This window comes from uncultured Ellagibacter sp., assembly GCF_934617235.1.
Lineage (GTDB): Bacteria > Actinomycetota > Coriobacteriia > Coriobacteriales > Eggerthellaceae > Ellagibacter.
On the sequence record NZ_CAKTTZ010000030.1, the window covers coordinates 20252 to 31186 of the forward strand.

At 59.1% G+C, this 10935-nt stretch carries 19 protein-coding genes; 1 reads left to right on the top strand and 18 read right to left on the bottom strand.

The genetic code is table 11. The annotated features are described in order from the left end of the window. Window positions 1–41: 41 nt before the first annotated feature. From secY to rplB, 18 genes are all read right to left on the bottom strand, one after another. Window positions 42–1322 (bottom strand): preprotein translocase subunit SecY, encoded by a 1281-nt coding sequence (gene secY, locus Q0G85_RS06945; RefSeq protein WP_297156088.1) that lies wholly within the window; start codon window positions 1320–1322, stop codon window positions 42–44. Next, complete coding sequence (gene rplO, locus Q0G85_RS06950) at window positions 1316–1765, bottom strand: 50S ribosomal protein L15 (RefSeq protein WP_158050409.1); 450 nt, start codon at window positions 1763–1765, stop codon at window positions 1316–1318. Before rplO ends, secY begins: the two co-directional genes overlap by 7 nt. Window positions 1766–1927: 162 nt before the next feature. Next, window positions 1928–2119 (bottom strand): 50S ribosomal protein L30, encoded by a 192-nt coding sequence (gene rpmD / locus Q0G85_RS06955; RefSeq protein ID WP_297156090.1) that lies wholly within the window; start codon window positions 2117–2119, stop codon window positions 1928–1930. Between the two features lie 2 nt (window positions 2120–2121). Continuing rightward, complete coding sequence (gene rpsE, locus Q0G85_RS06960) at window positions 2122–2646, bottom strand: 30S ribosomal protein S5 (protein WP_297156092.1); 525 nt, start codon at window positions 2644–2646, stop codon at window positions 2122–2124. A gap of 14 nt (window positions 2647–2660) precedes the next feature. After that, window positions 2661–3032, bottom strand: coding sequence for a 50S ribosomal protein L18 (gene rplR / locus Q0G85_RS06965; protein WP_297156094.1), 372 nt, complete (start codon window positions 3030–3032; stop codon window positions 2661–2663). A gap of 39 nt (window positions 3033–3071) precedes the next feature. Continuing rightward, window positions 3072–3614 (bottom strand): 50S ribosomal protein L6, encoded by a 543-nt coding sequence (rplF, locus tag Q0G85_RS06970; protein WP_297156096.1) that lies wholly within the window; start codon window positions 3612–3614, stop codon window positions 3072–3074. A gap of 17 nt (window positions 3615–3631) precedes the next feature. Next, a complete protein-coding gene (rpsH, locus tag Q0G85_RS06975; protein ID WP_158050404.1) occupies window positions 3632–4030 on the bottom strand; it encodes a 30S ribosomal protein S8 in 399 nt (132 codons plus the stop codon). A gap of 110 nt (window positions 4031–4140) precedes the next feature. Beyond that, window positions 4141–4326, bottom strand: a complete 186-nt coding sequence (locus Q0G85_RS06980; RefSeq protein WP_158050403.1) for a type Z 30S ribosomal protein S14 — start codon at window positions 4324–4326, stop codon at window positions 4141–4143. Between the two features lie 93 nt (window positions 4327–4419). After that, complete coding sequence (gene rplE, locus Q0G85_RS06985; RefSeq protein WP_158050402.1) at window positions 4420–4968, bottom strand: 50S ribosomal protein L5; 549 nt, start codon at window positions 4966–4968, stop codon at window positions 4420–4422. A gap of 125 nt (window positions 4969–5093) precedes the next feature. Continuing rightward, the gene (rplX, locus tag Q0G85_RS06990; RefSeq protein ID WP_246155894.1) at window positions 5094–5408 is read right to left on the bottom strand and encodes a 50S ribosomal protein L24; all 315 of its coding nucleotides are present in this window, start codon (window positions 5406–5408) and stop codon (window positions 5094–5096) included. A gap of 24 nt (window positions 5409–5432) precedes the next feature. Further along, the gene (gene rplN, locus Q0G85_RS06995) at window positions 5433–5801 is read right to left on the bottom strand and encodes a 50S ribosomal protein L14 (protein ID WP_158050400.1); all 369 of its coding nucleotides are present in this window, start codon (window positions 5799–5801) and stop codon (window positions 5433–5435) included. A 45-nt stretch (window positions 5802–5846) separates the two neighbouring features. Then, a complete protein-coding gene (gene rpsQ / locus Q0G85_RS07000; protein WP_158050399.1) occupies window positions 5847–6107 on the bottom strand; it encodes a 30S ribosomal protein S17 in 261 nt (86 codons plus the stop codon). A gap of 21 nt (window positions 6108–6128) precedes the next feature. After that, a complete protein-coding gene (rpmC, locus tag Q0G85_RS07005; protein WP_139652572.1) occupies window positions 6129–6323 on the bottom strand; it encodes a 50S ribosomal protein L29 in 195 nt (64 codons plus the stop codon). Next, a complete protein-coding gene (gene rplP, locus Q0G85_RS07010; RefSeq protein ID WP_158050398.1) occupies window positions 6324–6746 on the bottom strand; it encodes a 50S ribosomal protein L16 in 423 nt (140 codons plus the stop codon). Beyond that, window positions 6746–7459 (bottom strand): 30S ribosomal protein S3, encoded by a 714-nt coding sequence (gene rpsC, locus Q0G85_RS07015; RefSeq protein WP_297156098.1) that lies wholly within the window; start codon window positions 7457–7459, stop codon window positions 6746–6748. Before rpsC ends, rplP begins: the two co-directional genes overlap by 1 nt. A 5-nt stretch (window positions 7460–7464) precedes the next feature. Continuing rightward, complete coding sequence (gene rplV / locus Q0G85_RS07020) at window positions 7465–7806, bottom strand: 50S ribosomal protein L22 (RefSeq protein WP_158050396.1); 342 nt, start codon at window positions 7804–7806, stop codon at window positions 7465–7467. 13 nt (window positions 7807–7819) lie between these two features. Continuing rightward, window positions 7820–8092 (bottom strand): 30S ribosomal protein S19, encoded by a 273-nt coding sequence (rpsS, locus tag Q0G85_RS07025; RefSeq protein WP_296061600.1) that lies wholly within the window; start codon window positions 8090–8092, stop codon window positions 7820–7822. Between the two features lie 23 nt (window positions 8093–8115). Then, window positions 8116–8946, bottom strand: coding sequence for a 50S ribosomal protein L2 (gene rplB / locus Q0G85_RS07030; protein WP_297156100.1), 831 nt, complete (start codon window positions 8944–8946; stop codon window positions 8116–8118). Between the two features lie 366 nt (window positions 8947–9312). Here rplB and guaA point away from each other — a divergent pair, with 366 nt between their 5' ends. Then, entirely contained in the window at window positions 9313–10917 is a 1605-nt protein-coding gene (guaA, locus tag Q0G85_RS07035) for a glutamine-hydrolyzing GMP synthase (RefSeq protein ID WP_297156102.1), read from the top strand. The last annotated feature ends 18 nt before the right edge of the window (window positions 10918–10935 follow it).

Sequence of the window (10935 nt, forward strand, 5' to 3'; positions counted from 1 at the left end):
CTTTCGGCACGACGCACGCTTAGAGCATACGCCACACGGCTTTATTTGAAGAAGCCGTCATAGTTGTGCATCTTCAGCTGGCTTTCAACCTTGCTCATGGTGTCGAGCGCAACGCCGATCATGATGAGGATCGACGTGCCACCGAACGCCTGGATGAGCTGATTGCCGCTGAAGTAGAAGATGATCGTCGGGATGACGGCAATGCAAGCGATGAAGATACCACCCGGAAGCGTCACGCGATGAATCACATTCTTGATATAGGTGACCGTAGCGGACCCGGGGCGAACACCGGGGATAAAGCCACCCTGCTTACGCAGGTTGTCCGCCGTGTCTTCGGGGTTGAACACCATAGAGGTGTAGAAGTACGCGAAGAACACGATGAGCAGCACGGTCAAAATCCAATTGAGCCAACCAGTGGAAACTGCATCGGCAAAAGCCGTCAGCCAGCCAACGTTGAAGAGCGCGGCAAGCTGAGCCGGGAAGTAGATGATGCAGCTCGCGAAGATGATCGGGATAACACCCGCAGCATTCACCTTCAACGGGATGTAGGTGGACTGGCCACCCATCATCTTGCGACCCTGGACGCGCTTGGCGTAGTTCACCGGGATGCGACGCTGCGCACGCTCGATGAAGATGATGGCAGGGATGCACGCGAGAACCACAATGAGGATAAGCACCGTGATAGCAATGCCCATGCCAAGATCAGCCTGCAGGTTCACCGACGAGAAGATTGCGGCGGGAACGCGGGAGACAATGCTCACGAAGATGATAAGCGACATGCCGTTGCCGATACCGCGCTGAGTGATAAGCTCGCCCATCCACATGATGAAGGCCGTGCCGGCAACGAGCGTGAACACCACGATGATGTCGGTCAGCACTTCGGGGACCTGGTCGGAGAAAACCACACCGTAAGCCGAAGACTTGAAGAGCAGCAGGTAGCCGATGGCGTTGATCAAGCCAAGGCCCAGCGTAAGGTAACGCGTGACCTGGGTGATCTTACGACGACCAGTCTCGCCTTCCTTCGCCCAACGGCCAACGGCGGGAATCACGCCCTGCATCAGCTGCATGATGATCGATGCGGTGATGTAGGGCATGATGCCTAGCGAGAACACGGAGAAGTGCGAAAGCGCACCGCCCGTGAACAAGTCGAGCATGGTCATCGAGACGCCCGAGTTCGAGAACGAATTCGCGAACTCGTTAAACGGGATACCAGGCACGGGAATGTAGGCACCAAAACGGTAAAGTGCCAAGATTCCTAACGTGAACAGAATCTTCTTGCGAAGCTCCGGTACCTTGAATGCGTCAATGATAGAGCTTAGCAAGGCTCCTCGACCTTTCCTCCGGCTGCTTCGATCTTCGCCTTAGCGGAAGCAGACACCTTATCGACAGAAACGGTGAGAGCCTTCGTGAGCTCGCCGTCGCCTAGAACCTTCACCAGCGCATCCTCGTGCTTGATGATGCCCTTTGCCTTGAGGGATTCGCCGTTGACGACTTCGCCAGCCTCGAACTTTTCCTCGAGACGGGAAACATTGACCGGCAGGTACTCGACGCGATTGATGTTGCGGAAGCCAGGAAGCTTCGGCAGACGCATCGCGAGAGGAGTCTGGCCGCCTTCGAAGCCGGGGCGCTTGCCGCCGCCAGCGCGAGACTTCTGACCGTTCAGGCCGCGACCGGCAGTCTTGCCATAGCCGGAGCCATTGCCGCGACCGACGCGCTTACGGCTGTGACGGGAGCCCTCTGCAGGCTTGAGATCCTTAAGTTCCATTGTTCATAACTCCTTACATTCGCTTCCAGGCTCTTTTACCTGGGGCTGGCAGCTCGCCGCCAGCTAACTTCCTATAACGCCCAGATTGGCGCAACCGAGTGTTCGGCGCGCCAATCCGAGATTATACCTTAATGAGAATATGTAAGTAGGAGAAAACCCAACTTACAGTTCTTCCACTTTCACAAGATGCTTCACCTTGAAGATCATGCCACGGACGGACTCGTTGTCCACGAGATCGTGGGAACGGCCGATTTTGCCAAGGCCGAGGCTCTTGAGCGTGGCAAGCTGATCCTTCTTGTAACCGATGGAGCTCTTGACCTGCGTCACACGCAGCGTCTTCTGTGCTTCAGCCATTACTAGTTCTCCTTCCCACCGAAGATCTGAGCGACGGACATGTTGCGGCGCTCCGCAACCTCGACCGGGCTCTGCATCTTCTGGAGACCGTCTGCAGCGGCCTTGACAACGTTCATAGCGTTGTTGGTGCCGAGAGACTTGGCGAACACGTTCTTGATGCCAGCGAGCTCCATGACCGCACGCGCCGGGCCACCAGCGATAACGCCAGTACCAGGAGCAGCAGGCATGATGAGCACGCGGCCGGCGCCGAACTCGCCCACGATGTCGTGGGGAACGGTGCCTTCCTTGGTGATAGGCACGGAGAACATGTTCTTCTTCGCGTCATCGACACCCTTTTTGATGGCCACGGGCACTTCCTTGGACTTGCCCAGACCGATGCCGACGCGACCGTTGCCGTCACCGACGACGACAAGTGCGGTAAGTGCGAAACGCGTGCCGCCCTTGACGACCTTGCATACGCGGTTGATGTAAACGACGCGCTCCTGGAGCTCAGGAACGGCAGCGTTTTCTTGCTGTTTGCGAGCCATACGCTTAACCCCTTCTAGAATACCAGGCCTGCTTCACGGGCGGCGTCGGCAAGAGCCTTGACGCGTCCATGATACAGGTGGCCGCCGCGGTCGAACACGACCTTGGTGACGCCCTTGTCCTGAGCCATTTTGCCGATGATGGTGCCGATCTCGGCCGCGCCCTCGACGGTACCGCCCTTCTTGCCCGTAGCCTTGAACTCGGGGCCGAGGGTGGAAACACCGCAGATGGTGGTATGCGACACATCGTCGATCACCTGCGCGTAGATGTTGGAATTGCTGCGCGTCACGCAAAGGCGCGGACGCTCAGGCGTACCGGAAATCTTGCCGCGAACGCGACGATGGCGACGGGCTAAGCCTTTCTCATGCTTCAAATCATTGCTTCTCATGATGATCCCTTCAGTAAATTACCGTAGCGCTTAAGCCCACTAGTCGCCCTTAGCAGCCTTGCCAAGCTTGCGACGCACAACTTCGCCTTCGTAGCGAATGCCCTTGCCCTTGTAAGGCTCCGGCTTGCGCCACTTGCGAATGTCGGCTGCAATCTGGCCAACCTGCTCTTTGCTTGCGCCGTGAACGATGATCTCGGTCTGGCTGGGAACCTCGAAGCTGATGCCCTCGGGCGCTTCGACGATAACCGGATGCGAGTAGCCAAGAGAAAGCTCGAGGGACGTGCCCTTGAGCGCGGCGCGGTAGCCGACGCCGACGAGCTGAAGCTTCTTCTGGAAGCCCTTCTCGACGCCTTCGACCATGTTGTGGATGAGCGTACGGGTGAGACCGTGGAGGCTCTTGGCCTCGCGGGAGTCATCCGGACGAGAAACGATGATCTCATCGCCTTCGCGGGCAATGGTCATCATCGGGTTGAAGCTGCGGTGCAGTTCGCCCTTCGGGCCCTTCACCGTCAAGTTATGACCGTCGATGGTCACCTCAACGTTGGCAGGAACGGCGACGGGCTGCTTGCCAATACGCGACATATCTTTCTCTTCCTTTCCTACCAGATGTACGCGATAACCTCGCCGCCGATGCCCTTGTTGCGAGCGTCGCGGTCGGTCATAACGCCTTGGCTAGTCGAGATGATTGCGGTACCGAGGCCGCCGAGAACGCGCGGAAGGTCGTTCTTGCCAGCGTAGATGCGCAGACCAGGCTTGGAAATGCGCTTAATGCCGCGGATGGTCTTGGCCTTTTTGGGGCCGTACTTCATCGTGATCTCGAGGGTTGCGCGGGGCTCGCCATCAATGATTTCGAAGCCCTGGATGTAGCCCTCTTCCTGCATGATGCGGGCGATCTCGACGAGTTTCTTGCTCGACGGCATGGAAACCGTCGGCTTGCCGACAGAATGAGCGTTACGCACACGCGTAAGCATATCTGCGATGGGGTCGGTCATGCTCATTTTTGTTTTTCTCCTTTGATCCTTGATGAGCCTAAGCGCTCGGTTCGTTGGCGCCCATAACGCCTCCGCCTGATGCGCCGGCACACCCTAGCGTGTGAATCCGGAAAGGACTACCAAGAGGACTTGGTCACGCCGGGAAGTTCGCCTTTGCTCGCCAGCTCGCGCACGCAAATGCGGCACAGGCCGAACTTGCGATAGTAAGCGCGCGGACGTCCGCAGCGCGTGCAGCGGTTGTGCTGACGCGTGGAGAACTTCGGCTCGCGCTTGGCTTTGGCGATCATCGATTTCTTAGCCATGCATTCCTTCTTTCTTGCTTTAAAGGCCGCCTCCCTTAGGCAGCCTTAATGCCGAGGTTACGCAAATGGGCCGCGAGTGCGACCCGATTTGTTTTACTTGCTCTTGAACGGGAAGCCGAGCGCCTCGAGGAGCGCAAGAGCATTCTCGTTGTTTTCAGCGGTGGTGACGAACGTGATGTCCATACCACGGGTGCGGTCAACTTTGTCGTACTCGATCTCAGGGAAGATCAGCTGCTCGGTGATGCCGAGCGTGTAGTTGCCGCGGCCGTCGAAGCTGGTGCGGGAGATGCCGCGGAAGTCGCGAACGCGCGGAAGCGCAGTGGACAGCAGGCGGTCGAGGAATTCCCACATGCGGTCGCCACGAAGGGTGACCTTGCAGCCGATAGCCTGGCCCTCGCGAACATGGAAGCCTGCGATGGACTTCTTGGCGCGGGTGACGCAGGGCTGCTGGCCGGTGATGATGCGCATGTCGTTCATAGCAGCATCAAGCAGCTTGTGGTCGCTGGCGGCAGCGCCAACGCCCATGTTCACGACAATCTTCTGAAGACGCGGAACATTGTTGATGTTGGAAATGCCGAGCTCTTTCTCGAGCTTCGCGACGATTTCGCTTTTGTACTTTTCCTTCAAGCGAGGAGTAGTCATTTTTGCCTCTCATCCGATGATTTGAACGCCGGATTTCCGACCCGGCGTCCCTGGATTGCCCAGGGTCATACAACAACCTGCGCACCGAAAGGCGCGCAGATTGAAGATTATACGTTACTTGACACCTATTTGTCGATGTCTTTTCCACATTTCTTGCAAACGCGGACTTTTTTACCCTGCTCGTTAACGCGCTTGGAAGTACGGGTGGCTTCCTTGCAGTTCGGGCAAACAAGCATCACGTTGGAAACGTGAAGAGGAGCCTCAACGGTGGTGATGCCGCCCTGCGGGTTCTGCTGGGTGGGGCGCATAGCCTTTTTCACCATGTTGCACTTCTCGACGACCACGCGCTGACGCTGCGGGATGGAGCGGAGGATCTCACCGGTCTTGCCCTTGTCCTTACCAGACAGGATCTTCACGGTGTCGCCCTTCTTAACATGCATCGAAGACATATCTCACAAACCTCCCTACAGCGTTTCCGGTGCCAAAGACACGATCTTCATGTACTTCTTGTCGCGGAGCTCACGAGCGACAGGCCCGAAGATACGGGTACCGCGCGGGGAGCCGTCCTGGTTGATCAGGACTGCCGCGTTCTGGTCGAACTTGATGTAGCTGCCGTCGGCGCGACGCACTTCCTTCTTGACGCGCACGACGACGCAGCGCACAACCTCGCCCTTTTTCACGGAGCCGTTCGGCATTGCTTCCTTGACGCTGCAGATGATCACGTCACCGAGGCCTGCGTAACGGCGCTTGGAGCCGCCCAGGACCTTGATGCACTGCACCTTGCGAGCGCCGGAGTTGTCGGCGACCGCGAGCATGGTTTGCATCTGAATCATTGCTTAACCTAACTTTCTCGTGAATAGCATGCAAAAACGCACGTGCTATTTTGCCTTCTCGACGATCTTCGACAGACGCCAGCGCTTCATCTTGGACAGCGGGCGCGTCTCCATGATCTGAACAGTGTCGCCGATGCCGGCTTCGTTGTTCTCGTCATGCGCATGGAACTTCTTGGTGGTGGTGATCATCTTGCCGTAGACAGGATGCGGCTTGCGCTCCTTGACGGCGACAACGATGGTCTTGTCGTTGGCGTCGCTGACCACAACGCCCTGGCGGACCTTGCGCGAATTGCGAGTTTCACTCATGTTGCACTAACCTTTCTCGCCTTAAGCGCTCAGCTCGCGGGCACGCATCTCGGTCTGGATGCGAGCGATGTCTTTTTTAACCTGACCAACACGAGCGGTGTTGTCGAGCTGGCTGGTAGCCATCTGGAAACGCAGGTTGAAAAGCTCAGCACGCGCTTCCTTCAGTTTCGCCTGCAGATCGTCGGCAGACAGTTCACGAATCTCTGCTGCTTTCATTTACGCCTGCCCCTCCGTTTCTTTGGAAACAATCTTGCACTTGATGGGCAGCTTGTTGATAGCAAGGCGAAGAGCTTCCTTTGCGGTCGCTTCGTCAACGCCATCGAGCTCGAACATAATGCGGCCCGGTTTAACGACGGCTACCCACTCTTCGGGGTTGCCCTTGCCGGAACCCATGCGGGTTTCAGCCGGCTTCTTGGTGATCGGCTTGTCGGGGAAGATCGTGATCCAAACCTTGCCGCCACGCTTCATCTGGCGGGTCATGGCGATACGAGCAGCCTCGATCTGACGATTGGTGATCCAGTGAGCCTCGAGGGCCTGAATGCCCCAGGAACCATGGCTCAGACGGGTGCCGCCCTTGGCTTTGCCCTTCATGGAGCCACGCTGCACCTTGCGGTGCTTGACGCGCTTAGGTACGAGCATTACTTCGTCCCCCTTTCGTTACGGTCGTTGCGACGGGAACGGCTCGGACGAGAGGTACCCTCGAGCGCCGGCTGGGGAGCCTTCTGGCCAGGGAGAACCTCACCGTGGTACACCCACACCTGGATGCCGATGGCGCCCATGGTGGTGTTAGCGGTGCAGAAGCCGTAATCGATCTTGGCGCGGAGGGTATGCAGAGGCACGCGGCCTTCGCGGTACCACTCGCGGCGGCTCATCTCGGCACCACCGAGACGGCCGGAGCACTGGATGCGGATGCCCTTGGCACCGCTCTTGCGAGCGGACTGAACGGCCTTGCGCATCGCGCGGCGGAAGGCAACGCGGCCTTCGAGCTGCTCAGCAACGGACTGAGCAACGAGGTTGGCATCGAGCTCGGGACGCTTGACCTCTACGACCTCGATGTTCACGGGGCCGTTGGCGATCTTCTCGAGCTTCTTGCGGAGAGCGTCGATCTCGGCGCCCTTCTTGCCGATCACCACGCCCGGACGAGCGGTGGTGACGATGACCTTGATCTTGTCGCCGGCGCGCTCGATCTCAACCTTGGAGACGGCGGCACGGGCGAGCTGCTTGTCCAAAAACTCGCGGATCTCAAGGTCGTTTGCCAGGTTGGTGGCGTAATTCTTGTCGGCGTACCAGCGGCTGCGCCAGTCTTCGGTAACGCCGATGCGGAAACCAGTCGGGTTGACTTTCTGACCCATGTGCTTTATGCCTCCTCTCGCGGGGCAACGACGATCGTGATGTGGCTCGTGCGCTTGCGAATGCGAGCGGCGGAACCCTTTGCGCGGGGACGAATACGCTTCATCGTGGGGCCTTCGTCAACGTAGGCCTTCTTCACGACGAGGGACTCGGCGCGCAGATGGTTGTTGTGCTCCGCGTTAGCAACGGCGGAGTTCAGAACCTTTTCCACGGTCTCTGCGATACCGCGATTGGTGAAGCGCAGGATCTCCTGAGCCTGGGCGACGGACTTGCCGCGAACGAGGTCGACGACGATACGCGCCTTGCGGGGAGAAACGCGGACGTAACGGGCTTGTGCTCTAACTTCCATTGTTCACCCCTACCTATCTCTTGCCCTTGTCGGCGGAATGACCCTTGAAGGTGCGGGTCGGGGCGAATTCGCCCAGCTTGTGGCCGACCATAGATTCCGTAATGTACACCGGCACGTGCTTGCGTCCATCGTGGACGGCGATGGTGTGGCCCACCATATCCGGGAAGATGGTGCTGGCACGCGACCAGGTTTTGATGACGTCTTTTTCGCCAGCTGCGTTCATGGCCTCGATGCGGCCAAGCAGACGCGGCTCTACGAAAGGACCTTTTTTCAAACTTCTGCTCACAGTTACTCCTTAACGTGTCCGCGCTACTTCTTGCGACGACGGATGATGAGACGGCTCGAAGCCTTCTTCGGGTTGCGGGTGCGATGGCCCTTGCTGGGCATGCCCCACGGCGAAACAGAGTTGCGACCCGAAGACTTGTTCTTGCCTTCGCCACCGCCGTGCGGGTGGTCGACCGGGTTCATAACGGTGCCGCGGACGGTCGGGCGGATGCCCTTCCAGCGGTTGCGGCCAGCCTTGCCGATGCGGATGTTGGCATGCTCGGCGTTGCCGACTTCACCAACGGTTGCGCGGCAAGTCAGAAGAACGCGGCGCATTTCGGAGGACGGCATGCGCAGGATTGCGTACTTGCCTTCCTTACCCATGAGCTGGATGCTCGTGCCGGCGGAACGCGCAAGAGCGGCTCCCTTGCCCGGCTGAAGCTCAACCGCGTGGATCAGCGTACCAACGGGGATGTTGGCAAGCGGAAGCGCGTTGCCCGGCTTGATGTCGGCATCGGGACCGGAAACGATCATGTCGCCGACCTTCAGGCCCTTCGGGTGAAGGATGTAGCGCTTTTCGCCGTCGACATAGTGCAGAAGCGCGATGCGGGCGGAGCGGTTCGGGTCGTACTCGACCGTTGCCACCTTTGCAGGTACGCCGTCCTTGTTGCGCTTGAAGTCGATGATGCGGTAACGACGCTTGTTGCCGCCGCCCTGATGACGGACGGTGATGCGGCCCTTGTTGTTGCGACCAGCCTTCTTGTGAAGGGGCGCAAGCAGCGACTTCTCCGGCTTCGACGTGGTGATCTCGGCGAAATCGGAGACCGTTTGGAAACGGCGGCCAGGGCTCGTCGGCTTGTACTGTTTGACTCCCATGACACTCTCTTTCTTGCTGGGTTTTTGCTCGCGCGCCTCTCCGCACACCAAAAACCCTCCTACCTTACGTGGCTTACCGATTGCCGTGGGCACCGATGGAGGCTCGATGTCATGACGCCGGTCTAACCACGCGCCCGGGTGTATCCATAACACCGCAGACGCAACCGATGATTATACACATCTTCGGGAACTCCGGCAAGAAGGACTTTTCATAGCGACCTGGGAACACAAGGTGACCACAACTCTTTTCCAAACCTTCCACCTCACAAGGCTCACCACTCCCCCACCGTTTTAGTAAGATATTTGGTTGTGAGAAGACGCCGTTTGACGAGGCGGCGAATGAGGCTATTCGACTAAGGAGCACCATTGAGCGCATCATCTTCAGCTTCAGCGCAAAAAGTTCTCGTGTTCGACTTCGGGGCGCAGTACGGGCAGCTGATCGCCCGCCGCGTCCGCGACCTTCATGTGTATTCGGAAATCGTGCCGTGCGACATCTCCGCCGAGGAGGTGCGCGACATGGAGCCATCTGCCATCATCCTGTCGGGCGGCCCGGCGAGCGTAAACGCCGACGACGCACCGCGCGTCGACCCCGCGATTTACGAGCTGGGCGTGCCGGTGCTCGGCTTTTGCTATGGGCACCAGATCACGGCAGTGACGCTCGGCGGCACCGTGTTCCACCCCGAAGTGGGCGAATACGGTCCTGCGACCCTGCATGTTAAGGGCGGCGCGCTTTTCGAAGGGACGCCGGCCGATCAGACCGTGTGGATGAGCCACTTCGACGCCGTGCGCGACGTGCCCGAGGGCTTCACCGTGGTGGCATCGACCGACGTGTGCCCCGTGGCCGCGATGGAGAACGTTGAGAAGCACATCTACACCACGCAGTTCCACCCCGAGGTCAAGCACACCGAGTACGGCCAGCAGATCCTCTCGAATTTCCTCTTCGAGATCTGCAAGCTCGAGAAGAACTGGTCGATGGACAACCTCGTCGAGACCATGACCGCCGAGTTCCGCGAGAAGGTCGGCGACGATCGCGTTATCCTGGCGCTTTCCGGCGGTGTGGACTCCTCCGTGGTCGCCGCCCTTGGCGCACGCGCGATCGGCAAGCAGATGACCTGCGTGTTCATCAACCACGGCCTGCTGCGCAAGGGCGAGCCCGAGCAGGTCGAGGAAGTCTTCACCAAGCAGTTCGACGTCGACTTCATCCACGTTCACGCCGAGGACCGCTATGCCAAGCTTCTCGCCGGCGTGACCGAGCCGGAACAGAAGCGCCGCATCATCGGCACGCAGTTCTGGAAGGAGTTCTTCGCGGTTGCACAACAGCTGGAAACCGACGGCAAGCCCGTGAAGTACCTGGCGCAAGGCACCATCTACCCCGACATCATCGAGTCCGGCGCGCGCAAAACGGGCGGCAAGGCGTCCACCATTAAAAGCCACCACAACCTGATTCCGTTCCCCGAGGGCGTGAGCTTCGACCTCATCGAGCCGCTCGACCACTTCTTCAAGGACGAGGTTCGCGAGCTGGGCCTTGCACTTGGCCTGCCGGCGCATATCGTATACCGCCAGCCGTTCCCCGGCCCGGGCCTTGCCATCCGCATCATCGGCGCGGTTGACAAGGAGAAGCTCGAGATTCTGAAGAACGCCGACGCCATCGTGCGCGAAGAGCTCGATGCCTACAACGCGCGGCTTTTCGAGGAGACCGGCGAGCGCAACTCCGAGCACAGCTGCTGGCAGTATTTCGCGGTGCTGCCCGACATCAAAAGCGTGGGCGTCATGGGCGACGAACGCACCTACCAGCGCCCGATCATCCTGCGCGCCGTCGAGAGCTCCGATGCCATGACCGCCGACTGGGCGAAGTTGCCCTATGAGGTGCTGGGCAAGATTTCCAGCCGCATCGTCGCCGAGGTGCCCGGCGCCAACCGCGTGTGCTACGACATAACGCCTAAACCTCCTTCGACAATAGAGTGGGAGTAGGCCGATAGGGTTCTGACC